This is a genomic window from Campylobacter sp. W0014 (assembly GCF_020135975.1).
Taxonomy (GTDB): Bacteria; Campylobacterota; Campylobacteria; order Campylobacterales; family Campylobacteraceae; genus Campylobacter_D.
This window is the reverse complement of the sequence record NZ_JACHTR010000015.1, coordinates 12,749-37,373: the sequence shown is the minus strand read 5'-3', so window position 1 is coordinate 37,373 and position 24,625 is coordinate 12,749. Positions and strand designations below refer to the sequence as shown.

Annotated in this window: 30 protein-coding genes; 17 read left to right on the top strand and 13 right to left on the bottom strand. The window is 28.6% G+C overall.

Translation table 11 applies throughout. The features are described from left to right. Positions 1–79: 79 nt before the first annotated feature. Together H2277_RS06010 and H2277_RS06005 are read left to right on the top strand one after the other, a co-directional pair. Positions 80–787: a class I SAM-dependent methyltransferase gene (locus H2277_RS06010; protein WP_337201446.1), complete on the top strand. Its 708-nt coding sequence runs from the start codon at positions 80–82 to the stop codon at positions 785–787. Positions 788–1,031: 244 nt separating this feature from the next. After that, complete coding sequence (locus tag H2277_RS06005) at positions 1,032–1,253, top strand: hypothetical protein (protein ID WP_337195960.1); 222 nt, start codon at positions 1,032–1,034, stop codon at positions 1,251–1,253. Positions 1,254–1,572: 319 nt separating this feature from the next. On the opposite strand, the gene pyrC is transcribed toward H2277_RS06005, so the two are convergent. The 4 genes from pyrC to H2277_RS05985 all read right to left on the bottom strand — a co-directional run bounded on the left by pyrC (position 1,573) and on the right by H2277_RS05985 (position 4,755). Then, positions 1,573–2,565 carry a dihydroorotase gene (pyrC, locus tag H2277_RS06000; protein ID WP_337201445.1) on the bottom strand — a complete coding sequence of 331 codons (993 nt, stop codon included), beginning with the start codon at positions 2,563–2,565 and terminating at the stop codon, positions 1,573–1,575. Between the two features lie 68 nt (positions 2,566–2,633). Next, on the bottom strand, positions 2,634–2,873 hold the full coding sequence (locus H2277_RS05995) for a replication/maintenance protein RepL (protein WP_337201444.1): 240 nt from the start codon (positions 2,871–2,873) through the stop codon (positions 2,634–2,636). Next, positions 2,870–3,223 (bottom strand): diacylglycerol kinase, encoded by a 354-nt coding sequence (locus tag H2277_RS05990; protein ID WP_337201443.1) that lies wholly within the window; start codon positions 3,221–3,223, stop codon positions 2,870–2,872. The genes H2277_RS05995 and H2277_RS05990 overlap by 4 nt, the downstream gene beginning before the upstream one ends. Beyond that, positions 3,220–4,755, bottom strand: a complete 1,536-nt coding sequence (locus H2277_RS05985; RefSeq protein ID WP_337201442.1) for a phosphoethanolamine--lipid A transferase — start codon at positions 4,753–4,755, stop codon at positions 3,220–3,222. Before H2277_RS05985 ends, H2277_RS05990 begins: the two co-directional genes overlap by 4 nt. 111 nt (positions 4,756–4,866) lie before the next feature. Here H2277_RS05985 and H2277_RS05980 point away from each other — a divergent pair, with 111 nt between their 5' ends. Further along, a complete protein-coding gene (locus H2277_RS05980) occupies positions 4,867–5,625 on the top strand; it encodes an exodeoxyribonuclease III (protein ID WP_337201441.1) in 759 nt (252 codons plus the stop codon). Between the two features lie 18 nt (positions 5,626–5,643). On the opposite strand, the gene H2277_RS05975 is transcribed toward H2277_RS05980, so the two are convergent. Genes H2277_RS05975 through moaC form a run of 3 tightly spaced genes read right to left on the bottom strand, consistent with a single transcriptional unit; the run spans position 5,644 to position 7,500 of the window. Beyond that, positions 5,644–6,777 carry a hypothetical protein gene (locus H2277_RS05975; RefSeq protein WP_337201440.1) on the bottom strand — a complete coding sequence of 378 codons (1,134 nt, stop codon included), beginning with the start codon at positions 6,775–6,777 and terminating at the stop codon, positions 5,644–5,646. A gap of 8 nt (positions 6,778–6,785) precedes the next feature. Beyond that, positions 6,786–7,049 (bottom strand): DUF493 family protein, encoded by a 264-nt coding sequence (locus tag H2277_RS05970; protein WP_337201439.1) that lies wholly within the window; start codon positions 7,047–7,049, stop codon positions 6,786–6,788. Next, complete coding sequence (moaC, locus tag H2277_RS05965; protein WP_337201438.1) at positions 7,027–7,500, bottom strand: cyclic pyranopterin monophosphate synthase MoaC; 474 nt, start codon at positions 7,498–7,500, stop codon at positions 7,027–7,029. The genes H2277_RS05970 and moaC overlap by 23 nt, the downstream gene beginning before the upstream one ends. A 92-nt stretch (positions 7,501–7,592) precedes the next feature. Between moaC and H2277_RS05960 the strand changes: the two genes are divergently transcribed. Beyond that, positions 7,593–7,742: a highly acidic protein gene (locus tag H2277_RS05960; RefSeq protein ID WP_337201437.1), complete on the top strand. Its 150-nt coding sequence runs from the start codon at positions 7,593–7,595 to the stop codon at positions 7,740–7,742. Positions 7,743–7,753: 11 nt separating this feature from the next. Here the strand turns inward: H2277_RS05960 and cheQ are convergent, their stop codons facing one another. Both cheQ and H2277_RS05950 read right to left on the bottom strand, forming a co-directional pair. Then, positions 7,754–8,230: a cheVAW transcriptional regulator CheQ gene (gene cheQ / locus H2277_RS05955; protein ID WP_337201436.1), complete on the bottom strand. Its 477-nt coding sequence runs from the start codon at positions 8,228–8,230 to the stop codon at positions 7,754–7,756. 22 nt (positions 8,231–8,252) lie between these two features. Then, complete coding sequence (locus H2277_RS05950; protein ID WP_337201435.1) at positions 8,253–9,119, bottom strand: HDOD domain-containing protein; 867 nt, start codon at positions 9,117–9,119, stop codon at positions 8,253–8,255. A 203-nt stretch (positions 9,120–9,322) separates the two neighbouring features. On the opposite strand from H2277_RS05950, the gene H2277_RS05945 reads away from it, so the two are divergent. After that, a complete protein-coding gene (locus H2277_RS05945) occupies positions 9,323–11,332 on the top strand; it encodes a methyl-accepting chemotaxis protein (protein WP_337201434.1) in 2,010 nt (669 codons plus the stop codon). A 7-nt stretch (positions 11,333–11,339) separates the two neighbouring features. Here the strand turns inward: H2277_RS05945 and rplT are convergent, their stop codons facing one another. Both rplT and rpmI read right to left on the bottom strand, forming a co-directional pair. Next, positions 11,340–11,693 (bottom strand): 50S ribosomal protein L20, encoded by a 354-nt coding sequence (rplT, locus tag H2277_RS05940; RefSeq protein ID WP_200279623.1) that lies wholly within the window; start codon positions 11,691–11,693, stop codon positions 11,340–11,342. A 93-nt stretch (positions 11,694–11,786) separates the two neighbouring features. Continuing rightward, positions 11,787–11,978 carry a 50S ribosomal protein L35 gene (rpmI, locus tag H2277_RS05935; protein ID WP_002777995.1) on the bottom strand — a complete coding sequence of 64 codons (192 nt, stop codon included), beginning with the start codon at positions 11,976–11,978 and terminating at the stop codon, positions 11,787–11,789. A 157-nt stretch (positions 11,979–12,135) separates the two neighbouring features. Here rpmI and H2277_RS05930 point away from each other — a divergent pair, with 157 nt between their 5' ends. The 4 genes from H2277_RS05930 to H2277_RS05915 all read left to right on the top strand — a co-directional run bounded on the left by H2277_RS05930 (position 12,136) and on the right by H2277_RS05915 (position 16,108). Beyond that, positions 12,136–13,299: a hypothetical protein gene (locus H2277_RS05930; RefSeq protein ID WP_337201433.1), complete on the top strand. Its 1,164-nt coding sequence runs from the start codon at positions 12,136–12,138 to the stop codon at positions 13,297–13,299. 91 nt (positions 13,300–13,390) lie between these two features. Further along, positions 13,391–13,798 (top strand): hemerythrin family protein, encoded by a 408-nt coding sequence (locus H2277_RS05925; protein ID WP_337201432.1) that lies wholly within the window; start codon positions 13,391–13,393, stop codon positions 13,796–13,798. 144 nt (positions 13,799–13,942) lie between these two features. Beyond that, positions 13,943–15,124: a NifS family cysteine desulfurase gene (locus H2277_RS05920; protein WP_337201431.1), complete on the top strand. Its 1,182-nt coding sequence runs from the start codon at positions 13,943–13,945 to the stop codon at positions 15,122–15,124. Between the two features lie 12 nt (positions 15,125–15,136). Next, positions 15,137–16,108, top strand: coding sequence for an iron-sulfur cluster assembly scaffold protein (locus tag H2277_RS05915; RefSeq protein ID WP_337201430.1), 972 nt, complete (start codon positions 15,137–15,139; stop codon positions 16,106–16,108). Positions 16,109–16,122: 14 nt separating this feature from the next. Here H2277_RS05915 and H2277_RS05910 read toward each other — a convergent pair whose 3' ends face one another. Together H2277_RS05910 and H2277_RS05905 are read right to left on the bottom strand one after the other, a co-directional pair. After that, entirely contained in the window at positions 16,123–17,994 is a 1,872-nt protein-coding gene (locus H2277_RS05910; protein ID WP_337201429.1) for a mechanosensitive ion channel family protein, read from the bottom strand. Positions 17,995–17,997: 3 nt separating this feature from the next. Next, positions 17,998–18,627, bottom strand: coding sequence for a carbonic anhydrase (locus H2277_RS05905; RefSeq protein WP_337201428.1), 630 nt, complete (start codon positions 18,625–18,627; stop codon positions 17,998–18,000). A 159-nt stretch (positions 18,628–18,786) separates the two neighbouring features. Between H2277_RS05905 and H2277_RS05900 the strand changes: the two genes are divergently transcribed. The 8 genes from H2277_RS05900 (at position 18,787) to H2277_RS05865 (ending at position 24,624) form a co-directional block, all read left to right on the top strand. Next, positions 18,787–19,479 carry a Bax inhibitor-1/YccA family protein gene (locus H2277_RS05900; protein WP_337201427.1) on the top strand — a complete coding sequence of 231 codons (693 nt, stop codon included), beginning with the start codon at positions 18,787–18,789 and terminating at the stop codon, positions 19,477–19,479. 106 nt (positions 19,480–19,585) lie between these two features. Next, entirely contained in the window at positions 19,586–19,939 is a 354-nt protein-coding gene (gene secG, locus H2277_RS05895) for a preprotein translocase subunit SecG (protein WP_337201426.1), read from the top strand. Positions 19,940–19,950: 11 nt separating this feature from the next. Further along, the gene (gene frr / locus H2277_RS05890) at positions 19,951–20,508 is read left to right on the top strand and encodes a ribosome recycling factor (protein WP_337201425.1); all 558 of its coding nucleotides are present in this window, start codon (positions 19,951–19,953) and stop codon (positions 20,506–20,508) included. Between the two features lie 2 nt (positions 20,509–20,510). After that, on the top strand, positions 20,511–21,119 hold the full coding sequence (gene pyrE, locus H2277_RS05885) for an orotate phosphoribosyltransferase (RefSeq protein WP_337201424.1): 609 nt from the start codon (positions 20,511–20,513) through the stop codon (positions 21,117–21,119). Further along, entirely contained in the window at positions 21,119–21,544 is a 426-nt protein-coding gene (locus H2277_RS05880) for an RDD family protein (protein WP_337201423.1), read from the top strand. The genes pyrE and H2277_RS05880 overlap by 1 nt, the downstream gene beginning before the upstream one ends. Continuing rightward, entirely contained in the window at positions 21,537–22,559 is a 1,023-nt protein-coding gene (locus H2277_RS05875) for a ribonucleotide-diphosphate reductase subunit beta (RefSeq protein ID WP_337201422.1), read from the top strand. Before H2277_RS05880 ends, H2277_RS05875 begins: the two co-directional genes overlap by 8 nt. A gap of 14 nt (positions 22,560–22,573) precedes the next feature. Continuing rightward, positions 22,574–23,950: a nicotinate phosphoribosyltransferase gene (locus H2277_RS05870; RefSeq protein WP_337201421.1), complete on the top strand. Its 1,377-nt coding sequence runs from the start codon at positions 22,574–22,576 to the stop codon at positions 23,948–23,950. Between the two features lie 44 nt (positions 23,951–23,994). Then, positions 23,995–24,624: a protein-L-isoaspartate(D-aspartate) O-methyltransferase gene (locus tag H2277_RS05865; protein WP_337201420.1), complete on the top strand. Its 630-nt coding sequence runs from the start codon at positions 23,995–23,997 to the stop codon at positions 24,622–24,624. Position 24,625 lies beyond the last annotated feature (1 nt).

Sequence of the window (24,625 nt, the reverse complement as noted above, 5' to 3'; positions counted from 1 at the left end):
AATCACTCAATAACTAGCTTAAGAAAGCTAGTTATTGATCTTATGTTATCATTTTATATATTTTTATTAAGGAAAATATATGAATTTGTGGGATAAGAAAGCTAAAAATTATGCAAGATATGGAAAATTAAACGATATCCAAAAGCAAACTTTTGAAAAACTAAACGAATTAAATATTGATTTTACAAATAAAAATATCGTTGATATAGGTTGTGGCACAGGTGTTTGGACTTTACATTTAGCACAAAAAGCAAAAAGCGTTTTAGGTGTAGATAACTCTAAGGCCATGCTTGAAATTTTGCAAGAAGATGCCTTAAAAAATAATACTAACAACGTTAAAACACTCCATTTAGATTTTGAAAGCTTTTATAAAGAAAATCAAGAAAAATTTGATATAGCGTTTTTGAGCATGTCTCCGGCTTTGCAAAATGAAAATGACTTTAAAGCTTTTTTAAATTTAGCCTCTCAAAGGATATATCTTGGTTGGGCTGATTATAGAAAAAGTGATTTTTTAGATCCTATATTTAATCATTTCAATACCGAATTTAAAGGTTTTTATAAAAAAGATTTAGAAAGTTTTTTGCTAGAAAAAAATATAAATTTTTATAAATTTGTATTTGATGAAACACGCATAGTGGAAAGAAAAAGAGAAGAGGCCATAGAAAATGCTTTGTGGCATTTAGATATGAATGGGGTTAAAGTAGAAATTGATGAGCTTAGAAATTTAGTTAAAAAAGAAAATATTAAAGAGACTATTAAATCAAAAATCAAACTTTTGGTATTTTAAGTAAAATCATTAAATTTTTTCTTATGTAAGGATATTTTTTGGTGTAAAAATTATTCTATATTTTATAAATAATTTAGCTTTAAAAAAATTTAATCCCGATTATTTTTATGATTTCTTAGCTTTAAAAATAATAAGTTTATATAAATATTTTTATATTTTAGATTTTGCTTTAATTTTTTTTGCAAAGTTAATAAAAATAATATAAAATGATGTCTTATTTGTATTTTTTAAAAAAAGGCCAAAAATGATTAAAAATTTAGTTATCAACTTTGGAAGATTAATACTTGATATTATAGTTGCTATTAGTTTTATTATAGCTTTTATTTATTCTATTTTTATGATGTTTAGTGTTGGATTTTTATTCGGTTTATTTTGTCTTATAGGGTCCTTTATAGCACTTTTTATGAGTTTTTTTATGATTTATCTTATTATTGATATTAGAGATAGCCTAGTAAATAAAGTTTAAAACAATTTAAATTATTTTTTATTAAAATATTTTATAGACTCAAATACCATTTTAATGGTATCCTCAGATAAAATTCTATTTAAAGTTTGTTTTTTATGCAAGATAAATTAAAAATGCAAGTGAGGGTAAAATACTCTTGCTATTTAACTTTAAATCTATTTCAGATTTAAAGAATTTTTGTTATAGGCAATTTTTAATTGTGCTATGGGTATGGTGTATTGCAGATTATTTTTTAACATGGAAAGGAATTAAAAAGATAATTTTGATAAAATTTTTTAAGAGCATTAGATTGATGTTGTTAAACAAAACCAATTCTAAATTAGTTTTGTTTAAATTTTAAAATTTTCTCCGCCATGAAAGGCACCACATCGCCGTATTTTTGCGGTACTTGCCATTCTTGTTTTTCTAAATTTATGATTTTGTCTTTTTCAAATTTAAAATCATAAATTTTACAAGCATTATCTGAAATAAATTTTTGTAAATTTTTTTCATTTGAGTTTTTTTCAAAAAGTTCAGCCAAAACAGGTAAAATAACAGGTGCGCTAAAAACTCCAGCCGCGCAACCGCAACATTCTTTAGTATGTAGTGGGTGTGGCGCACTATCACTTCCAAACATAGCTTTTTCATATCCACTAAAAGCAAGTTCGCAAAGCGCGTCTTTATCTTCATAACGCTTAGCGATTGGTTTGCAAAATAAATGCGGATCCATTTTTCCGCCCACAACATCATCTAAAGTGATCATTAAATGATGTAAAGTTATAGTAGCGTATAAATTTTCATAATCTTTGAGTAAATCGCATAAAACTTTAGTGGTAATATGCTCCATGACTATTTTTAAATTTGGAAAATTTTGAGCTAATTTTTCATAAATTTTTGCAAAATTTGCTTCTCTGTCCATAACAAAATCATTGGTTTCGCCGTGGATTAACAAAGGTATGTTTAACTCACTCATTACATTTAGAGTGGGTTTTAAATTTTGTATATCAAAGCTTGAAATTCCATTGTCTGAATTTGTAGTAATGCCAGCAGGATAAAGCTTGATGGCAAAAATTTCATCTTTTGCATTTTCTAAAAATTTTTCATCATATTCTTTAAAAAATAAAGTCATCAAAGGGGTAAAATCTTCATTTTCACAAGCTTTTAAAATCCTTTGTTTGTAAGATTTTAAAGAATTTATATCTGTGATTGGAGTGATTAAATTTGGCATGATAACGCCAGCTTTAAAATCTTTTGCGCTAAATGGTGCCACTAAATCAAGCATTTTTTCATCGCGTAAGTGCAAATGCATATCTAAAGGATTTTTTAGCGTCATTATCTCTCCTTTTTTATAAAAAAATAATTGCTTAAATTTATCAAAATATACAAAAAAGATAAATTAAATTATATTTCTTCTTTGATATAAATTTGGTATAAACCATTTTTAAGACGCCTAAAAAGCTTTTTTTCTTCCAAAAATTTAAAAGTGGCAATGACGGTAGGTTTGCTAAGATCGAGTTTGTTTTGAATTTCGCTAATTTTTATCATGATAAAGCCATTTTCATCAGCATTTTCGCATAAAAATTTTAAAAGTTCATAGCGTTTTTTTCCAAAAATACCACACATTAATTTTTCAAAATTCATATTAAATCCACTAGGATAAAAATCCAAGCAAAAAGCGCTAAAATCACACTAAAAAAGACTCCAGCGCTTGCACAATCTTTGGCGATTTTTGCTTTTTGATGCCATTTATCGGTTATAAGATCTACACAAGCTTCGATGGCTGAGTTAAAAGATTCTGCGATTAAGATTAAAATTAAAACCGCTATTAAAATGAGATGTTCTATTAAACTCACCTTTAAAAAAAAGCTGACTAAAATAGCAGGGATGATGATACAAATTTCAATGCGAAAAGCCATCTCATTTTTAAATAAAGCCATGATCCCTTCTAGGGCGTATTTGGCGTTATTTAAAATGTGGTATTTTGGTTTCATGGATTTGCCTTAAGTTTAGGATTAAATAAATCATAATTTGATTCATAAATATGAGTTCTTATATCAAAATAACCTAAAAGTGTGCTAAAAAGATTATCTTGAGAAAGCTTTAAATTTTTATGTTTTTTAGCCAAATTCATAAATTCATTGTCATTACTCCAAAAAATCATAGGAATATGAGTTTGTGTGCTTGGTGCAAAAGCATAAGGCATACCATGCAAATAAATTCCATCTTTGCCTAAACTTTCTCCATGATCAGAAAGATACAATAAAGAACTTTGATAACCTTTTTTTTCTTTTAAAAGAGAGATAATATGACTTAAAATATAATCTGTATAAAGTAAAGTATTATCGTAAGTATTTACCAAAGCATCTTCACTGCATTTTGATAGATCATTTGTATCGCAAGTGGGATTAAATTTTTTAAATTCCTTAGGATAGCGTTTGTAATAAGCTGGACCATGAGAGCCTTGTAAATGCAAAACAATAATATTTTGAGTGCTTAATTTATTTAATTTGTTTTTTAATGGATCTAACAAATCTTCATCATAGCCGCTTGAGAGCTGAATTTTTTGTTTTAATCGGTTGCAAACCCCTTTACAACCTCCTGAATTATTGTCTATCCAGCTAACATCGACACCGCTTTTATTGAGTATATCGATAACATTTTCCTGATATTCTTTATTTGAAAAGTGAATTCGTTTTGAAACTGAAAACATACAAGGCAAACTAACAGCAGTTGCTGTTCCGCAAGAAGATACTTGAGTGAAAAATACAACATTGTCTTTTTTGGTATAAAAATTCGTATCATTTTTTGTGTAGCCATCAAGTGAGTAGTTTGCTGCCCTTGCAGTTTCTCCCACTACTAAAACTAAAATCTTTTTGGTGTGATTATCATCCTTATAAGCGTCATTTTCTATAGCTTTAAATTGAGGCTTAGCTTGAACAAATAGGATATAATAACGATATAGGGCATAAATTTGATAAAAAGGAGTGTTATACATCCTTATTTCATTGTAATTTCTAGCAAAAGGAATAAAGGTTTTACTAAGCGGAAAGAAAATTGCAAAAACAAAAACCAAGCCTAAAAAAATATTGATAAATTTAGTTTTAAGGTGAGATTTCATTGATTTGTAATCAATTTTGACTTTTAGAATATAAATGATACAAATTAAAGCTAAAACTATAGTGACTATCAGCTTAAAATTGATCAGATCCTCTACTTCTTTAACATCAGTTTGCATAGCATTTTGAATCATATTTGAATCGATAAGAATTCCATAAAAACTGATAAAATAAATACTTAAAAAAGATGCTAAAATAAAAAAGATTGAAAAAAATTTACTCAAATATTTGATAAAAATCAAAGAAAAAATAGTATGCACAAAACCAAAATAAATCAAAATGAAACTTAGAGTGATGAAAAAATTTTGAGAGCTTTTTTCATAAACAAAATGAAATAAATTAAAATTAAGTGCTACAATCAACAAAGAATTTAAAAGTGTGAATTGAAGCCAAGTGAGTTTAAACATTAAATTTGCCTTATATATAGATTATTTATTATATAAAAGTTTGTTTAATCACCTGTAAAAAATTAATTTTTGTGCTATGATTTTGAAATTATTATTTTATTAAGGATAACAATGAAATTATTGTCATGGAATGTCAATGGCTTAAGAGCAATTTGCGACAAAAACGCACTTGATTGGATAGAAAAAGAAAATATTGATTTTATAGGTTTTCAAGAGATTAAAGCCCATGAAGATAAATTTCCTAAAAGAATTTATGAATTTCCTTTTAAACATATGCATTTTAACTCTGCTAAAAGGGCGGGATATTCTGGTGTTATGAGCCTTTGTAATTTTGATTGTGAAGTAAAAAAGTGTGAATTTTTTGATGATGATGAAGGAAGGGTTTTGGAGCATAGATTTAAAAATGTAGTGCTTTTTAATATTTATTTTCCAAATGGGCAAAAAGATGAAGAACGTTTAAATTTTAAAATGAAATTTTATGCGGATTTTTTAGTCTATCTTCAAAAACTTTTAGATGAAGGCAAAGAAATTATCATTTGTGGTGATGTCAATACAGCTCACCGCGAGATTGATTTAACACATCCTAAAGCCAATGCAAATACTTCAGGTTTTTTGCCTATAGAAAGAGCTTGGATTGATGATTTGCTAAAGCTCGGCTTTTTGGATACTTTTAGAGAAATCAATGGAGATATTAAGGAAAAGTATTCGTGGTGGAGTTATAGAATGAAAGCAAGGGAAAGAAATGTTGGCTGGAGAATTGATTATTTTTTCATTTCTAATAATTTAAAAAGTAAATTAAAAAATGCTTTCATAAGAGATGATATTTTTGGATCAGATCATGCTCCAGTTGGCATAGAAATAGATATTTAATATCCTAAAAATAGGATATTATTTTTTGATTAAATTTTTGGCTTTTTCCCAAAGTCTGATGCCTAATTTTTTTGCTTTTTTGGAATTTATATCCTTGTATTTTTCATTGGCAATATTTTCAAGTTCATAAATTTCTTGCTTTAAGCGATGAAGTTTGCTTTGAGTTAGTCTGTTAAAATCATTAATTTTTGGATTTTTTTTGATATCGTTTAAAACCAAGATTAACTGTTCTCTGCTTTCACTTGCAAGGCGTTTGAATTTGGCAAAAAGATTATCAAGTTCGTATTCGAGTAAATTTTCAACTATTTCTTTAGCAGGATTGCTTTGCTTTTTAATCTCTTTTTTTAAAAGTGCGATAAAATCATCTTCTATGCCAATTAATTCTTTACTTTTTAAATTAATATCTTCTTCAAAGGCTGCATAATTCAGGGAGGATTTGAATTTTTCCATAGCCAAAGAAATTCCATCTCGTGTACCTTTGATCGCACCCAAACAAAGATCTTTGGCATAAGCCATCGATTCATTAGCAATTTCAAAAGCTTTATTTAAAATAATGCTTGAAATTTTTAAGATACGTTCTTTCTCAAAATGCGCTTCACAGATGGCATTATAAACAAGATTTTTAGCAATTTCTTTGCTTGTAAGTTCTATATCTTCAGCTTTTTCTAAGGTGATTAAAAAAGCACTTTCAGCTGTTTCTTTTAAGATCCCAAGCATTTCTATATCAAATAAGATCGCATCATTTAAGCTGCTACAAATTTGATTGTCAAGATGTTCTTGTAAGATATTTTCAAATTCAAAAAAATGATTGCTGATTTGATTTTTTATGGAATTTTTTTGATTTTCAATTTGCTTGTTTAAAATTTCAATCTCATTCATATAATCATAAAGAGTATTTTGAGAGTCTTGAATGCTAGCTTTTACTAAAGCTTTAATGATTTTTGTAACATTTTCATCATCGAATAAATCAAGCTTTTTTAAAATATTTAAAAATTCAACCAACAGAGAATTGAGAATTTTTTGAGTATAATGAGCATTATGCGTGATTTGCTTGTAAGCGAGATTAAAACTTAGATCTTCTAGTAAATCTTTAGCTTCTTTTTTGCTAAGATTTGATAGAGAATTTTCAAAAATGATTAAAGTATTTTTCATAAATTTCCTTAAATAACAAATTTAGCTTCGGACTTAAGTTTTTCAAAAATATCAAGACGATCTTGTTTGCTATCAACATAAACGCTTAATAAAAAGCTTTGATATTTTCCACTAGAACTTGCATTAGAATGTTTGTATTTAAATTCTCTTTGACCGAGCAATTTTTCAAAAACTTTACCCACATGCACATGGGTATCAAAAATAACTTTATAATCCCAAAATGTTGGATAGTTAATAATAGGTTCTTTGTTAAGATCGCACAAATTGACCACTTTTGCCTCCTTCTTTATTTTCAAGAACAATTTCGCCTATTTTCATAGTTTTGTCAATAGCCTTTACCATATCATAAATAGTCAAAAGTCCTATACTTACTGCTGTTAAAGCTTCCATTTCAACTCCAGTTTTTCCTTCACATTTAACCGTAACGATGAGCTTAAAGGCAAATTCTTTTTCAAATTCAATCACATCTGTTTCAATTTTAGAAAGCATTAAAGGATGGCACATAGGAATTAATTCACTTGTTTTTTTTGCCCCCATAATAGCCGCGATGATTGCGGTTTGCAAAACAGGCCCTTTTTTGGCTGTATTGTTTTTAATGCTTTCAAAGGCTTCTTGAGACATGTTTATTATCCCGCTTGCTCTAGCAAGTCTTTGAGTGATATTTTTCGAGCTTACATCTACCATTTTTGGACGATTTTTATCATCTAAATGAGTTAAATTCATAAATAAACCTTTTAAAAAATTCAAAAAATTATATCAAAAGCAAACAAATTTAAGTTAAAATAATTTTATAATTTTAATTTTAGGAGAAAATCATGGAAAATGAAGAAGAAAATTTAGACTATGATGCTTATGAAGAAGAGGAAGAATATGCACCTACTAATCATCGATCTTATAATTATGATGACGATGATTATTCCTATGATGATGAATCAGATGAGGATGAGTTTTATGAAATGGATTAAAATTCATCCTCTTAATAATATCCAACGCACATACTATCAGTAATTTTTATACGTTTTTCAAAAGGGGCTGGACTAAAAAAACGGCATTTTTCTATATAGATATGCTGATGGTAATCAAGCCCTAAAAAATCATAAAATTTTTTTAAATTTACAAATTTAATCCCCTGTACTTCTTTAAGCTCTAAAATTTTATAAATAGAAGAATCATTCTTTTTTACCAAATGTGAAGGAGCAAGAGTGGTAAAAGAGCAAAAAGCACTGGCTAAGACAAAGCCGTTTAAATTTGTGCATAGTTTTAATTTATCTTGATATTTTTTAAGGATGGAATTTTTATGTAAAAAAACAATACGTGTTCCTTGATATCTGCCTATTTCTACATTTTTCCAAAATTTATAAGCATTTTTAGAAATGCCGACCAAACGATGAAATTCGGCATTTAAAACATAATGATCTAGAAATTCATTAGGAGGTAAAACAATGCTTTTCATTAAAAATATAGAAAAAGTGAGCTTATTTTCTTTCTTTTTCTATTTCTTCTCTAATTTGTTTTGGAAGTTTTGAAATAAAATTATCTAAATTAAATTTTACACCTTGTGTTCCAGCTTCTTCAATTAAGGCAATAGAGGCTTTTACGTTAAAAACAGAAAAACTTCTATGTGGCATAAATAAATGATCAATGACGGCTAAAGCATAAGCTGATTTTTTAACTTCATTGCGTGCTGCATGAGGAGATCTTATAAAACAAATGGTTTCTGTTAGTATATCATCAAAATTCCAACGATAAAGTAAAAAACCTAAAAAGGAAATGTGATCAACTCCCAAGAATTTATTTTCCACCAATGAAAGATCTCTAAAATTTATTTTTTTTAAACATTCTAAAAATTCGGCGTCTTTATTGTTTTGGATTAAAAAATTAGAAAAAATAACTATACCAAGTCTTAATATCAAAGCACAGGGAACTAAAAAATGAGATAATTTTTTGTCTTCTTCAATAAGCCAATCGGTAATAAAAGCAGTTTCTTCGCTACATTTATTTATAAAATCTTTAGTATTTAAACCATAGGGAGAAACATCAATTTTAAAGTTATCTCTAATAGAATCTGCCATAATTGTATTGATAATATTTCCTATTCCGAGTAAGGATACGGCTTGATTTAAAGAGGTAATTTCTCTTGAAAAACCATAAAAAGGAGAGTTAGCTAGACGTAAAAGTTTGGTTGTCATTAAAGGATCGCTTGAGATAATATCAGCAATTTTACTGACTTCTAGATTGTTTCTTGATTCTTCAATGTATTTTCTTAATTTGCTGATGGTGTCAGGCAAAGAAGGCAGAACTTCAACACTTTGTAATAAAATTTCATTCATATCCGATGCCATAGAATTTCCTTGACTAAAATAAATTACAAAATTTTTGATTTAGGATATATTATAGCCAAAATTTAATTTACTTAGTATATAAAATTTTATAATTTTTATCATTAATAAAATTTTATTACAATTAAACATCGTTATTATAAATTTTTAAAATTTATTTATTCTTTCTTTAATTTAAGAAAAATAAAAATATAGAGGTTAATTTAATGTTTCGCAACTTTTTTAAAAAAAATGAAAAAAAATCAATTAAAGTAAAACCTTTAGAAACTCTTTATTTTTTAGAGGATGAAATTGAGAATATTTTAAGTCATGTGAAATTTGAAGCCAAGTTAGCTATAGGTTTTGCTTCTTATCAACTTGATTTAAAAAATATAGCAACAAAGATAAAAAATTATTTGCCTCAAGAATGTGAATTGGTTTTGGTTTCTGCCTCTGATTTGTTATGCAATATCAATCAAAATAAACAAATTATTGATAATCCTTATTTGCATAATGTTCAAGGGATTGCTTTGATTCTTTTTGGAAACGAAATGATAGAAAATTTGTATATTCATAAGATTAATCTTTTTGATAATATTGAAGACCATCGAGAAAGAAGAGTTTATATAGAAAAGGAAATTGCATCTATGCATATCCCTTTTAGAGCACATTGTAGCAACACTTTGCATTATTTAATCCATAATGGAGTGAGTGGAAGTGAAAGCATGGTTATAGAAATGCTTTATAAGTATGCTCAATATCCTTGCACTCTTTTAGGAGCTGGTGCAAGTGGAGATTTGGATAATCTTAAGGGAACATGTATTGTTTATAACTATGAAATGTTAGAGCATCATGCAATTAGTATGCATATTCAGTTTAAGTCAAAATATCGCTTTGATTTTATGAAATCACAAAATTTTTCAGAAAATCATGATAAAAATACAACATTTACAGTTTTAAATACTGATCCTAAAAATAGACTGGTATATGAATTTTTAGATACAAAAACTTTTCAATCTGTAAATGCGATCGAAGCTTTGTGCAAACATTTTTCTTGCGATCTTGAAGGTTTGAAGGTTAAAGCTCAAGATTATACTTTAGGTATTAAAATCAGCAATGATTATTTTATTTCTCCTATGAAAATTATTTCCGATAAAGTTTTGCTTAGTTACGGCCAAATAACCAATGGTCAAGAAATTGTTTTATTAAAAAGAACCGATTTTATTAAAGATCTTGAAAAAGATTATGAGAAATTTATTCAAAATAAATCTAATATAAAACCTATGGCAGCAATTTTTAACGATTGTATTTTAAGAAGATTTCAAAACAGTAAATTTATAAAAGATATTAAATTAAATCAATTTCCTATCGTAGGTTTTTCTTGTTTTGGGGAAATTTATGGAGTAGGAATTTTTAAAAGTTTGGTGGCGATCTTCTTTTATGAAGTGGATGAAGAAACCGAATTTGATCCAGTTTATATGCAAACTTTTGTAAATAAATATAGCGACTTTAAGTATTATTATCTTAGCCTTAAAGCGCAAAAACTTGAGATTATCAATAAAGTTAATAAGCTTGTTTTAGATAGATTAAAAAATACTACTGTTAGTATAAATAACAATTCCAATATCTTTAAAGAAATTTTCAAAGATTTTCAAAGTATTAAAGAGAGTCTCTTAACTATTGATGAAAATTTTATGAATTTTATTCATTATTTAGAATACAACTTGTATCAAAGTAAAGAAAAAATGAATCTAGAAAAAGAAATCCAATCTTCTTTTAAAAATATTGATCAGCTTAATAAAATGCTTAACTTAATTTCTAGTATTGTTGAGCAAACAAGTCTTTTATCTTTGAATGCAGGAATAGAAGCTGCAAGAGCTGGAAAATTAGGTCGAGGGTTTGCTGTTGTTGCAGATGAGGTAAGAAAACTTTCTGATAACACCCAAACAAGCTTGATAGAGATGGAAGCAGCGATAAAATTAGTAATTCAAACTATACAATCTATTGCCAAAAGCTCTAATTCTAGCGCTCAAGAAATGAATTTTATCAGAGATAAATCAAATGAATTTTCAAAAACCATTTCTAATCTTATTAGTTTAGGGAAAGAAATTTCAGATAAACTCGAACAAAAAAGTGACACAGGTGGCTATTTGGACGAAAATTTAAATGAATTAAAACTTTATGAAAATGTTTTGGTAAAATTAAATTTAGAGGGGGGGGGTAATCCAAGAAAATAATCTTGGATTAAAGCGCTTTTTTAACAGCCTCTACAATTTTTGAAAATGCAGCAGCATCGTTCATTGCTAAGTCTGCTAAAATTTTTCTATCAAGCTCAATGCCTGCTTTTTTAAGACCATTTATAAATCTTGAATAGCTTAAATCATTTAATCTACAAGCAGCATTGATACGCACGATCCAAAGACGGCGAAAATCTCTTTTTTTGCGACGCCTATCACGATAAGCATAGACGAGACTTCTTTCTAATTGTTCTTTTGCTTTTCTAAAATGTTTGCGGCGTCCGCTATAAAAACCACGCGCTAATTTTAAAACTTTTTTGTGTCTGCGACGTCTTACAACACCTGTTTTTACTCTTGCCATTTTTATTTCCTTTCATAAAGTGGCGTCCAAATTTTGGAGCTTGCCCTTAACTTTCTTTGTTTAAGGGGAGTTTGAATGACTTCGGTCAAAAACTTAAATTCCTAACATCTTTTCTACAGCTTTTACATTTGTGCTATGAACGTATTTAGCTGTACGAAGATCACGCATTCTTTTAGCAGGTTTTTTAGTCAAAATATGGCTTCTAAATGCTGAACCTCTTTTGATTTTGTTTTTACCTACCTTAAAGCGTTTAACAGCGCTTTTAACGCTTTTCATCTTTGGCATACGCTTTCCTTTCGGATAAAATTTATTTTTCCAAAAAATTCAGAAAAGTTAAATGATAATAAATTTTTACTGATTTTTGACTGAATTTTTATCGTTTTATAAACTTGGCACACCTTTTGCTTGTAAAAAATAGCAATATTTTTGGAAAGATTAAACAATGACAATAAATTCGGCAAATCCTTATCAAAATTTGGCTTTGTCTAATCCTTTAAATAATAGTTCTGCTTTGAATTTGATCAAGGATAGAGAAATTTCAAATTTGAAAGAGGATCAACATTTAGAACAATTAAATTACATTTTTAATAATATAAGTTATGCAAGTGAGTTTGGTTTTAGAACTAACGAAGAAGGCTTTTTTGATAAAGATCTAAATAAAATAGCTAATATTCCAGAATCTTATAATATTCATATTAAAAGTGTTAGGAATATAGCAAAAGAATTGGCAAAACAGGATGAAAATTTTAACTATAATAAAATAGATTTACCTTATCTTTTAAATAGTTATTACAATTCTTTAAAAGCTATCAATAGTGAATTTATACAAGATGATAATGCTAATTTAAGTCGCAGTAACATTTCAAAGCTTTCAGCGGGCTTTTCTACGGAAAATGGAGAGTTTTTGGGCAAAATCACAAGAATTTATGACAATCAGGAAGAGCTAAATTCTGCAATAGATAAAAATACTCATCTTAATACTTTGATGCTTGATAATAAAGTTATAAGTTTTCATTTTGATAAAACTTTAAATAACACTTCTTCTAATGAAATTTTAAAACCCTATTTGACAAAAAATTCAGAAGTTTCAAAATCTGGGCTTTTGATGAATTTTATTTATCAGGATATTAAGACTCAAAATGAAAATGAATTTAACTTTTTTATGAAACCAGTTAATTTAGATATCAGCTCTCGCCAGAATTTGCAAAAACTTCTTGATGGAAAAATGAATATTGAAGATTATATTAAAAAAAATAATGAAGAAAAAATGAGTTTTGATTTGTATCTTTACGTCAATGGAGTCAATAAAAAAACCATTTCTAAAGATAAACTTTCTGTATTTTTTCAACAATATATTAATTATCAAAAAGATATGGATTTGAAAGAATTTGCTAATTCAAGTTCAATTTTTCAAATTTATATTGATCAAATAAAAAATGATTTTAATGATTTAAAAGAAGAATATAAAAAACAAAGTCAGGATGTTTCTAGGATAGATAAAGCAAATACGATGCGTTCTAGTTCTATAGATCATTTTTTAGATCGTCGCCAAAAACAAGCGAATTTAAATAAAATACTTAATTCTTATATGTCTGTTATGGTTTGAAATAATGTGAATTTAAGTATTTAAAAATTATAATCTAAATTTTAAGTAATAATTTAAAATTTGAAATTATTAGTAAATGAAAGTTTAAATTATGATTTCTAACCAAAAAATTATTTCAATGAATAATGAACTTTTAGATTCTCAACATCAAGAACTTTTTGAAATTTCTATTAAACTTTCTTTAATGAATCATAGACATATTAATTCTAAAGAATTAAAAGAGGTTTTAAAAGAATTGCTTGTTATGCTGAATCGACATTTTTTAGATGAAGAAGCTTTTATGAGAGAAATTCACTATCCTTTCATGAAAGGGCATATGAAAATTCACCGCAATATTATTTTTGAAATCGAAGAAATAGTAGTAAGCGAAGCAAGATCAATTCATGTTTTAGCTGAAAAATTGGATTATGTAGTAAAAGATTTCATCATAAATCATACTTCAAAAGAAGATTTCAAAATAGCAAAATACTATGAAAAAAAATTAAAAAATTTAATTTAATATTTTTTTATTTTTCTTAATTTATAATTTGACTTTTGGTATTTAAACTAAAATTAATAAATTTCTGTTATTATCCATATTTAATTAACAAGATAAAAAATATCCTAAATTAAAAATGGATATAATTTTATTAAGGATGAAAAAGTGAAAGTTTATTTAGATAATAATGCAACAACAATGATCGATCCCAATGCCTATGAGCTTATGCTGCCATTTTTTAAAGAAATGTATGGCAATCCAAATAGTCTTCATCAGTGGGGAAGCACAACTCATCCAGCTTTAAGAGAAGCTTTGGATAAACTTTATGCAGGGCTTGGAGCAAATGATTTAGATGATATAGTCATCACATCTTGCGCAACCGAAAGTATTAATTGGGTTTTAAAAGGTGTGTATTTTGATCATATTTTAAATAAAGAACGCAATGAAGTGATTATTTCCAGTGTCGAGCATCCTGCAGTAAGTGCGGCAGCGTATTTTTTAAAAAGTCTTGGCGTTAAGGTTATAGAACTTCCAGTAAATGAAGAAGGTATTTCTACTGTAGAGGATTTGCGTAAAGTCATTTCTGATAAAACTGCACTCGTTAGCGTTATGTGGGCCAACAATGAAACCGGTATGATTTTTGATATTAAAGCTATGGCTGAACTTGCCCATGAATTTGGAGCACTTTTCCATACAGATGCAACGCAAGCAGTGGGTAAAATCAAAGTTAATTTAAGTAATGTAGGCGTTGATTTTGCATCTTTTTCAGCCCACAAATTCCATGGGCCAAAAGGTATTGGGGGATTATTTATCAAAAAAGGCCTTAAGCTTACTCCATTGCTGCATGGCGGGGAGCATATGGGTGGTAGAAGAAGCGGAACTTTAAATGTACCTTATATAGTGGCTATGGGAGAAGCTTTACGTATAGCTAATACTATGCTTGATTTTGAAGATTCTCATATACGTCGTTTAAGGGATAAGTTAGAAGATAAAATTTTAGACTTACCGGATACAACAGTGGTTGGCAAAAGAGAACACAGAGTTCCAAATACTATTTTAGCAAGCATTAAAGGTGTTGAAGGTGAAGCTATGCTTTGGGATTTAAATAAAAATGGTATAGCAGCAAGTACAGGATCAGCCTGTGCTAGTGAAGCGCTTGAGAGCAATCCTATCATGGAGGCAATCGGTGCAGAGCATGACTTAGCACATACGGCTTTAAGACTTTCTTTATCGAGATTTAATACAGAAGAAGAAATTGATTATGCTGCAGAACAAATAAAAAATGCAACGCAAAGATTAAGAAAAATTTCTTGTACTTACGCTTATAATCCAAATAATTATAAATAAAAGGATAAAAAAATGGGAAAAAATAGTTTAATTGGGGGATCAATTTGGGATGAGTATTCCCAAAAAGTTCAAGATAGGATGAATAATCCTCAACATATGGGAGAATTTAGCGAAGAAGATGCTAAAAATCGCAATGCAAAGCTCATTGTAGCTGATTTTGGAGCAGAAAGCTGTGGAGATGCGGTAAGGCTTTTTTGGTTGGTTGATGAAAAAACAGATAAGATTATCGATGCAAAATTTAAAAGTTTTGGTTGTGGCACTGCTATAGCAAGTAGTGATACTATGGTGGATCTTTGTATAGGAAAAACTGTAGATGAGGCGGTAAAAATTACAAATTTGGATGTAGAATTTGCTATGCGTGATAATCCAGAAACTCCAGCAGTTCCACCTCAAAAAATGCATTGTTCGGTTATGGCTTATGATGTGATTAAACAAGCTGCGGCTCATTATAAAGGAATTAACCCTGAGGATTTTGAAGATCAAATTATAGTTTGTGAATGTGCTAGAGTAAGCCTTGGAACCATTAAGGATGTTATTAAACTTAATGATTTGCATACAGTTGAAGAAATCACTCAATACACTAAAGCTGGCGCCTTTTGTAAATCCTGTGTTAAACCAGGTGGGCATGAAAAAAGAGATTATTATCTTGTAGATATTTTAGCTGAAACAAGAGCTGAAATGGATAGAGAAAAGTTAAAAAATGCTACAAAAAATGACGTCGCTTTTGATGAAATGACTTTAGTAGGTCAGCTAAAAGCAGTAGAAAGCGTTTTAGATACTGAAATTCGTCCTATGCTTCATAATGATGGGGGTGATTTAGAGGTGATTGATATACAAAAGGCTGAAAGTGGCGCTATTGATGTTTATATTCGCTATTTGGGTGCCTGTAGCGGATGTTCTAGTGGAAGTGGTGCTACTTTATACGCTATTGAAAATATTTTGCAAGAAGAGTTAAGTTCAAATATTCGCGTTATGCCAGTATAAGAATAGCAAAAATGCTATTCTTTTGGCTGCAAATCAAGCGGAGGTAAATTTTCTATATAAATACTGCGACTTGGGAAAGCAAAAGTTAAACCATTTTTTTCAATAATACGCATAAATTCAAGCATCAATATTTGCTTAGCCTCTCTAAATTCTTTTGAATGGATTGATTTAGTATAAAAATATAATTCTATATTGATGCTACTATCTGCAAATTCACTTAAAGCCACATAACAAGCGTTCTTATAACCTTCAAGATCATTAATTGATACTAAATTTTGGCGATATTTGGTTGTATGATCTCCATATTTTAAAGCACCATCATCTTCATGGGCCACTAATGGACTTGAATTTAAAAGCTCTTTCAAATCTCTAATGCAGTTATCTAATTTTTCAGGAGTAGCGTCATATCCTACGCCAAGATACATTTTTATATGACGACCCATGCGACGTTTACTCCAGTTTTTAATATTAGCACCCATAATAGTTGAATTAGGTAAAAAAACCAAACAATTATCAAACGTCCTTATGGTTGTCTTTCTAAGACCTATTTCAACAACGGTTCCTTCTATACCTGAAACTTCAACCCAATCTCCTTGGTTAAAACTATTATCAAATAATAACAAAATCGATGCAAAGAAATTAGCGATGATATCTTTAGCTGCTAAAGCAACGGCCAAACCACCAATTCCTAAAGATGCAATGATGGCTGAAATATTAAAACCAAGTTGGGCTAAAATATAGAGCAAAGCTATGATAATAATAACAAAATATAAAATTTTAATAACTAAATTAACCACTTCTTTTTTTTCGCTTTTCTTAGCCAATTTAGATACTAAAACCACACCATAGCCATCAAGAATTTTTAAAATAAGCCAAGCTATTAAAGCAGCATAAATGATATTAAAAAGATTACTCAAACTTATGCTTAAAGGAGCGGGATAAAACGCTATAGTAAGACAAAGAGAAAGTGCGTAACAAATAAGTAGGGTGCCCACTGGTTTTTTGATATTTCCAATAAAAATAACTTTAATATCATCAGCTTCTTTTTTATTGTGATAAATCAAACGCACAAGAAAAAAATAAACTATATTTGAAAAAAAGTGTCTTAAGGAAATAAAGAAAATTAAAACTAAGGCAGAAATCGTTATTTTTCCTACATTTAAAAAATCAATATTGACAAAGGTATTGATTTTATCAATCCAAATTTGAAGTCCTAAAAGAGAAAAAAGATAATTACTTTCTAATAAATGAGCGTTGGAGCGTAAATATTTTAAAATTTCGACATAAGCATTAAAAGCATTATTAATCATTAATTCTTTAGAGGCAATTTTTTCAAGCTCTTTTGAATTAGTAATTTTGCTTTTATACTCATCCAAATCAATATTAGTTAAATTTTGTAGATCCTCCATAGCTTTATCAACTGTAGATACTATATTTTCGCTATTAGCTGCATTTTTAAAAAGTTTTTCCAATTCAAACAAAGATGAAAAGAAGCTTTCGACCATATTAAAATAAACAAGATCTAAACTTGTGTCAGTATAAATAAAGGGTTTATTTAAACTTTTTTGTTGTAATTTCAGTAATTCTTGTTTTCTTTTTAAGAAATTTTCTATAGCTTTTTCATCAATTTTTTGCTCGACTATCATATCGGGTATTTCAGATAATATTGTTTTTTTATCCCTTTCAAATTCTTTTAAAATACCACTATAAGAACTTGAATTTTCATCGTTATTTTTTTCAAATTCTCTTATTTGATGTTCAATGCTAATATATTTTTGAATCAAACTATAAATGCCAGAATTTTGACTCGCATTAGCATCAATAAGCTGTAATTCATTGCCATAAAGATATAAAAGACTAAAAAAGATTAAAATTATTTTTTTCATTTATTATCTCCTATTTTGAATTAAAGTAAAGTTTTTTTCTTTAAAATTGTATTCATAAATTTCACCAGTTTCGATAATATAATACCAAGCATGAAGTTCAATCTTGCCTTGACTTAATGCCTCTTCGACTCCAGGATAGGTGAGAATATTTTGCAAAGAATTGACTAAATTTAATTTTTCTGTAAGCCAAGATCTCATAGCTGTATCATTTTTTGATATCAATTTTATATTTTGTTTGATAGGTTCAAGCAAAGTTAGCCATTTTTTTACATTTGGAATTTTACTCAATTCTTCATCAGCATAATAAAGCGCATTACATCCGCCACAATTGCTATGTCCACACACAATAATATTTTTAATGTGTAATGAATTTAAAGCATATTCTATAGCAGAGGTAGTTGACAAAAAATCTTCCCCTATGCGATAAGGCGGAATTATATTTGCGATATTTCGGATCACAAAAAGTTCTCCTGGGCCAGTATTGGTTATTAGATTAGGGATCACTCTTGAATCAGAGCATCCTATGAAGAGGGTATGAGGATTTTGTCTATTTTTAAGACTTTCGAAAAGCTCTTTATGCTCTTTAAAATCTTGCTGCATAAATTTAATTGCACCGCTAATAAGATTTTCCATAAACACTACCTAAAAAATAAAATAAACAATTTATAATTATAGCAAAATTTAAAAAATGTATTTTAAAATATCTAATTCATTAAATTTTAAAAATAAATTGTTAAACAAATTTTGATATACTTTGTAAATTAAATTTATGATTATATAAGGAGATATAGTATGAGTCTTTACGATAGAGACTATTCAAAATCGAGAGAATTTGAAAATACAAGAACTAGCGATCTTGGTATTTTTATCAAGCAAACATATCAGCTTTTTGCGGCTTCACTTTTAGCTGCTACAGTAGGTGCTTATGTAGGAATTTTCGCTTTAGCATCATTTTTTATTGAATCTTTGGCAACATTTTGGATTCTTTTTGCTGTAGAACTAGGATTATTTTTTGCTTTGATGTATAAGAAAAAAGAAGCTCCATTAAATCTTATTTTACTTTTTGCTTTTACTTTTTGTTCAGGTTTGACGCTCACACCTTTACTTATTTCTGTTCTTGCTTTACCTGCAGGAGGAATTATCATAGCTCAAGCTTTTGCTTTAACGACTGTGGCATTTGCAGGTCTTAGTATTTTTGCTATGAATACTAAAAAAGATTTTACTGTAATGGGTAAAGCTTTATTTATAGTTCTTTTAGTTGTTATTGCGGCATCTTTAATTAATATTTTCTTGCATAGTAGCGTATTTAGTTTGATTATTTCATCAGTGTCTGCGATATTATTTTCATTTTATATCCTTTATGATACTCAAAATATTATTCGTGGAAACTATGAAACTCCAATTGAAGGAGCTGTAGCACTTTATCTTGATTTTGTAAATTTATTTATTAATTTACTTAATATTTTAAGAAGTCTCAACAGATAATTTTTGCGTCATAATGACGCAAAAAATACAATAATTTCAAATCTTTTCAAGTTTTTTTTCGCTAAAATATTCCAAGTTAAAATTATTTCAAAGATTAGGAAAATTTATGATTACTCTTTTAACTGTTCTGCAATTTATTATCGTTGTTATTATTTGTATAGCTGTTTTGTTGCAAAAAAGTTCAAGTATAGGTCTTGGAGCTTATAGTGGAAGCAATGAAAGTCTTTTTGGTGCAAAAGGGCCTGCAAATTTTTTAGCTAAGTTTACGTTTATAATGGGCATTTTATTGATTGCTAATACTATAGGTTTGGGATATTTATACAATCATGCAAGTAAAGATTCTTTAGCTGAAAAAATTAAAGTAGAAACCAATACAAGCATTCCAAGTGCTAATACAATTAGTCCATCGAAAATTCCATCTATGCCACAAAATTCATATGATACAAATGTAAGCAAATAATAAGGAAAAATATGATTAATGAAATTTTAAATAAGCAAAAAAGCCAAAATGATAAAAGTTTAGAAGCTTTAAAAAAAGATTTTACAACCTTAAGAACAGGTAAGGTTAATATTCATATATTAGATCATATACAAGTTGATTATTATGGTAGTTTAACACCTTTAAGTCAAGTTGCGACTGTTTTGGCTAGTGATGCTTCAACAATTAGTATCACTCCTTGGGAAAAACCTATGTTAAAAATTATAGAAAGTGCTATCGCTGCGGCAAATATTGGGGTTAATCCAAATAATGATGGGGAAAATGTCAAATTGTTTTTTCCACCAATGACTAGAGAACAAAGAGAAGAAAATGTTAAACAGGCTAAAGCTATGGGTGAAAAAGCGAAAGTTTCAATAAGAAATAATCGAAAAGATGCTAACGATAGTATTAAAAAACTAGAAAAAGACAAAGCAATTTCAGAAGATGAAGCAAAAAAAGCATATGATGAGGTACAAAAAATTACAGATTCTTATTCTTCTAAAATTGATGAAAGTGTTAAAAATAAAGAAATAGAGCTTTTAAAGGTTTAATAATGAATTTGGAAGAAATTTATAAAAACTGTCAAGCTTATTTAGAGGGTCATTTTTTATTAAGTTCTGGAAAACATTCTCAATTTTATCTTCAAAGCGCAAAGGTATTGGAAAATCCTAATTTGGCTGAGAAATTATGCAAAGAATTGATAAAAATAATTTTTGAACATTCTATAGAATTTGATAGCGTTTGCTCTCCGGCTTTAGGAGGAATTTTAGCAGGATATGAACTAGCTAGAGCTTGTAATAAACGTTTTATTTTTACCGAAAGAGTTAATAAAGAAATGACATTAAGACGAGGCTTTGAGGTTAAAAAAGGTGAAAAATTTATCGTTTGTGAAGATATTATTACTACAGGTGGCAGTGCTTTAGAAAGTGCAAAAATTATAGAAAGTCTTGGGGGAATTGTGGTTGGTTTTGCTGCTTTGGCAAATCGTGGTTTTTGTGCAGTAAAAAATTTAAATACCCAGTCAAAAGATAACGCTAAGCTTCCTAGCGATATCCCTCTTTTCACTCTAGGAAATTTTGATTTTGAAATTTATGATGAAGAAAAATGCCCACTTTGTAAACAAGGAAGCAAAGCCATTAAACCAGGAAGTCGCGGAAATTAATGAAAAAAACAAAAGCTAGAATAGCCTCGCGTTTTTTACGATTTAAAGCTTTTGTTATCGATATTTTTCTTATTTATGTGCCCATTTTATATTTAAGTTATTTTTGGTTAGGATCTAAGGACGCTTTTTTGCATAGTGGTTTTGCTACTGCCTTATGTTCCTTTCTTTTTGGTTTAATTCAGGCTTTGTTTTTGCAAAGAAAAGGGCAAAGTCCTGGTTTAAAAGCTTATGATCTTTATTTGGTAGATTTTAAGAGCGGAAAAAAAATTTCTTTTTTGAAAATTATACTTAGATATGTTATATTTTTCATAAGTTTTGGTTTATTGGTGGGAATATTTTTTAGTTTTATTAGAAAAGATTCTCTTAATTTACATGATATATTAACTCAAAGTTGTATCATAGAAAGGTTAAATAATAATGCATAGAAAAAGAATTTACAATCCCAATTCAAATGAAACTCTTGGGGAAAGAAAAGTTTTTGATGGAAATCCTCATGGAATTCTTAATTTTACAAAGGCAAAATATACTTGGGCTTTGAAGCTTTGGGATGTTATGGAAGCAAATACTTGGTTTCCTAAGGAAGTTGATACAACTAAGGATGCTCTAGATTATCGCTGTAATCTTACTGCTGGTGAAAAAAGAATGTACGATTTGGTTTGGTCTCAATTGATTTCCATGGATAGCTTTCAAACTAATAATTTGGCAGATAATATTAATCCTTATATTACGGCACCGGAAATTAATGCGGTTTTAGCAAGGCAAGCTTATGAAGAAGCCAATCATTCAAAATCTTACGCAGTTATGGTGGAGGCAATTTGTGAAAATACAGATTTGATTTATGAAATGGAAAAACACGACGCAACTCTAAGGGAAAAAAATGATTTTATTTCCAATATTTATGAAGAACTAGCCGGTGATGTAGATGATAATAAATTATTACTTGCTATGGTGGCAAATCAAATTTTAGAAGGAATTTATTTTTATAGCGGATTTACTGCAATTTATGCTCTTGCTAGGGCTGGTAAGATGCTGGGTTCAGCACAAATGATTCGCTTTATACAAAGAGATGAAATTACGCATTTGCTTTTATTTCAAAATATGATCAATTCAACACGCAAAGAAAGACCCGATCTTTTTAATGAAGCCAATATCAATAAAATTTATGAAATGTTTCAAAAAGCAGGAGAATTAGAGATTAAATGGGGTAAATATATCACTCAAAATCAGATTATGGGATTTACAGACGATATTATTGAAGAATATATCCATTATTTAATTGACCAAAGACTAACAGCAATTAATCTTGAAAAAATGTATAATGCTAAGCATCCTATCAAATGGGTTGATGATTTTTCTAAATTTAATGATCAAAAAAGTAACTTTTTTGAAAGCAAAGTAACTAACTATTCAAAAGGTAGCATTAGTTTCGATGATTTTTAAAATTTAGGTATTTTATGGAGAATTTTTCTAAAAAAAAATCTAATTTAGCCTTGCTTTGTGATTTTTATGAACTCACTATGATGCAAGGTTATTTTTTAAATGGATTTGAAAATAAAATTTGCTATTTTGATGTATTTTTTAGAAAAACTCCCGATAATAATCCTTTTGCTATATTTGCTGGATTGTCTGAAATTTTGGATTTTGTTGCAAATTTGCGTTTTGATGCTGAAGATATCGCATATTTGCGATCAAAAAATATTTTTTGTGAAGAATTTTTAAATTATTTGCTTGATTTTAAATTTAATGGAGAAATTTATTCTTTACAAGAGGGTGAAATTGTATTTCCCAACGAACCTTTGATGATTATTAAAGCTAATCCTATAGAAGCGCAATTTTTGGAAACTTTTTTATTGCTAAATATTAATCATCAAAGTCTTATTGCCACAAAAGCAAATCGCATAGTAAGAGCAGCTAAAAATCGTCCTGTTTTTGAATTTGGATCAAGAAGGGCGCATGGAAATGATGCTGCGATTAAAGGGGCTAAAGCGGCTATTATAGGTGGATGTCTCGCAAGCTCTTGCACTTTAGCGGGAAAAACATATGATATCGCTGTAAGTGGAACAATGGCGCATTCTTGGGTGCAAATGTTTGATGATGAATTTAAAGCCTTTTGTCGCTACATAGAACTTTATCCTAAAAATCCTATTTTACTTATAGATACTTATTATTATCAAAGCGGTTTGGAAAATGCTATAAAAGCTTTTAAAAAATACAATATTAAAGAGTGTGGAGTTAGAATAGATTCTGGCAATTTAGCTTTTTTAAGTCAAAATATTCGCAATAAACTTAATGATGAAGGTTTAAAAGAGTGTAAAATCATTGTTTCAAATTCTTTAGATGAGTATGAAATAGAAAAATTGCAAAATTCACCCATAGATGCTTTTGGCGTAGGAGAAAGGTTAATCACTGCTTCTAGTGACCCAATATTTGGTTGTGTTTATAAACTTGTAGCCATACAAGAACTAGAAATGATAAAGCCTAAAATTAAAATCAGTGAAAATAGTTCAAAAACAACCTTACCTCATTTTAAAAAGTTTTTTAGAGTTTATAACAAAAAAACAAAAAAAGCACTTTATGATGAAATTTATATTTATGATGAAAAATTAGATGAGTTAGATAGCGATTTAGAAAGAAAAGAAATGCTTCAATGTGTTTTTAAAAACAATCAAATTCAATTAAGAAATTTAAAAGTATCGCAAATTGCCCTATATGCAAAAAATCAAATTGATACTTTAGAAAAAAATATACTTGATGCTAACTCTCAATATTTGATTAAAATTTCTAATAAATTACAAGCTTTAAAGACTAATTTAGCTCACCAAGTTGATTAGTTTTTAGAATATTTGTTACAATTTTTCGTTATTTAGGAGAGAGAATGAATTTATTTGAGCAAAAAAGATGTAAAGCCATGGCTGAAGAAATCGCACAAAAAGTTTTTATCAATCATGAACTTTTTAATGCTTTTTGTCAAGTTCCTCGCGAAATTTTTTCTCCTTTAAAAGCACACGCTTATCGCTTAGATGCTTTACCCTTGGCTAATTCTCAATGGATTAGTTCGCCTTTAACCGTTGCTAAAATGACTATGGCGCTTGATTTTAAAAATGCAGATAGTGTTTTAGAGGTTGGATGTGGTAGTGGTTATCAAGCTGCTATTTTAAGTCGTGTAATCCGAAGAGTTTTTACGATAGAACGTATAGAAAAGTTAGCAAAAAGTGCTTCAGAGACTTTTAGAACTTTAGGATTTAGTAACATCAACGTTCGTTTTGATGATGGGCAGCTTGGATGGTCAAATTACGCTCCTTATGATAGAATTTTGTTTTCTGCTTATGCGACATCTATTCCAGAAATTTTGCTCGATCAGCTTGTAGATGGCGGTATATTAGTTGCCCCTATTTTTCATAATGAAAAACAATATATTACTAAAATAACAAAAAATGGTTTGAAATTAAAAAAAGAAATTCTTGATGAATGCCTTTTTGTGCCTATACTTGATGGCAAAGAATAAA

Bases quoted from the DNA above. Each gene is read 5' to 3' on its own strand.
- H2277_RS05865 (WP_337201420.1), top strand. From the start codon at position 23,995: ATGAATTTATTTGAGCAAAAAAGATGTAAAGCCATGGCTGAAGAAATC.
- H2277_RS05930 (WP_337201433.1), top strand. From the start codon at position 12,136: ATGACAATAAATTCGGCAAATCCTTATCAAAATTTGGCTTTGTCTAAT.
- H2277_RS05875 (WP_337201422.1), top strand. From the start codon at position 21,537: ATGCATAGAAAAAGAATTTACAATCCCAATTCAAATGAAACTCTTGGG.
- pyrE (WP_337201424.1), top strand. From the start codon at position 20,511: ATGAATTTGGAAGAAATTTATAAAAACTGTCAAGCTTATTTAGAGGGT.
- H2277_RS05950 (WP_337201435.1), bottom strand. From the start codon at position 9,119: ATGGCATCGGATATGAATGAAATTTTATTACAAAGTGTTGAAGTTCTG.
- moaC (WP_337201438.1), bottom strand. From the start codon at position 7,500: ATGAATTTAACTCATTTAGATGATAAAAATCGTCCAAAAATGGTAGAT.
- rplT (WP_200279623.1), bottom strand. From the start codon at position 11,693: ATGGCAAGAGTAAAAACAGGTGTTGTAAGACGTCGCAGACACAAAAAA.
- H2277_RS06005 (WP_337195960.1), top strand. From the start codon at position 1,032: ATGATTAAAAATTTAGTTATCAACTTTGGAAGATTAATACTTGATATT.
- secG (WP_337201426.1), top strand. From the start codon at position 19,586: ATGATTACTCTTTTAACTGTTCTGCAATTTATTATCGTTGTTATTATT.
- H2277_RS05900 (WP_337201427.1), top strand. From the start codon at position 18,787: ATGAGTCTTTACGATAGAGACTATTCAAAATCGAGAGAATTTGAAAAT.
- rpmI (WP_002777995.1), bottom strand. From the start codon at position 11,978: ATGCCAAAGATGAAAAGCGTTAAAAGCGCTGTTAAACGCTTTAAGGTA.
- H2277_RS05945 (WP_337201434.1), top strand. From the start codon at position 9,323: ATGTTTCGCAACTTTTTTAAAAAAAATGAAAAAAAATCAATTAAAGTA.
- H2277_RS05870 (WP_337201421.1), top strand. From the start codon at position 22,574: ATGGAGAATTTTTCTAAAAAAAAATCTAATTTAGCCTTGCTTTGTGAT.
- H2277_RS05910 (WP_337201429.1), bottom strand. From the start codon at position 17,994: ATGAAAAAAATAATTTTAATCTTTTTTAGTCTTTTATATCTTTATGGC.
- H2277_RS05915 (WP_337201430.1), top strand. From the start codon at position 15,137: ATGGGAAAAAATAGTTTAATTGGGGGATCAATTTGGGATGAGTATTCC.
- H2277_RS05905 (WP_337201428.1), bottom strand. From the start codon at position 18,627: ATGGAAAATCTTATTAGCGGTGCAATTAAATTTATGCAGCAAGATTTT.
- H2277_RS05880 (WP_337201423.1), top strand. From the start codon at position 21,119: ATGAAAAAAACAAAAGCTAGAATAGCCTCGCGTTTTTTACGATTTAAA.
- frr (WP_337201425.1), top strand. From the start codon at position 19,951: ATGATTAATGAAATTTTAAATAAGCAAAAAAGCCAAAATGATAAAAGT.
- H2277_RS05995 (WP_337201444.1), bottom strand. From the start codon at position 2,873: ATGAATTTTGAAAAATTAATGTGTGGTATTTTTGGAAAAAAACGCTAT.
- H2277_RS05925 (WP_337201432.1), top strand. From the start codon at position 13,391: ATGATTTCTAACCAAAAAATTATTTCAATGAATAATGAACTTTTAGAT.
- H2277_RS05975 (WP_337201440.1), bottom strand. From the start codon at position 6,777: ATGAAAAATACTTTAATCATTTTTGAAAATTCTCTATCAAATCTTAGC.
- H2277_RS06010 (WP_337201446.1), top strand. From the start codon at position 80: ATGAATTTGTGGGATAAGAAAGCTAAAAATTATGCAAGATATGGAAAA.
- pyrC (WP_337201445.1), bottom strand. From the start codon at position 2,565: ATGACGCTAAAAAATCCTTTAGATATGCATTTGCACTTACGCGATGAA.
- H2277_RS05985 (WP_337201442.1), bottom strand. From the start codon at position 4,755: ATGTTTAAACTCACTTGGCTTCAATTCACACTTTTAAATTCTTTGTTG.
- H2277_RS05960 (WP_337201437.1), top strand. From the start codon at position 7,593: ATGGAAAATGAAGAAGAAAATTTAGACTATGATGCTTATGAAGAAGAG.
- cheQ (WP_337201436.1), bottom strand. From the start codon at position 8,230: ATGAAAAGCATTGTTTTACCTCCTAATGAATTTCTAGATCATTATGTT.
- H2277_RS05980 (WP_337201441.1), top strand. From the start codon at position 4,867: ATGAAATTATTGTCATGGAATGTCAATGGCTTAAGAGCAATTTGCGAC.
- H2277_RS05990 (WP_337201443.1), bottom strand. From the start codon at position 3,223: ATGAAACCAAAATACCACATTTTAAATAACGCCAAATACGCCCTAGAA.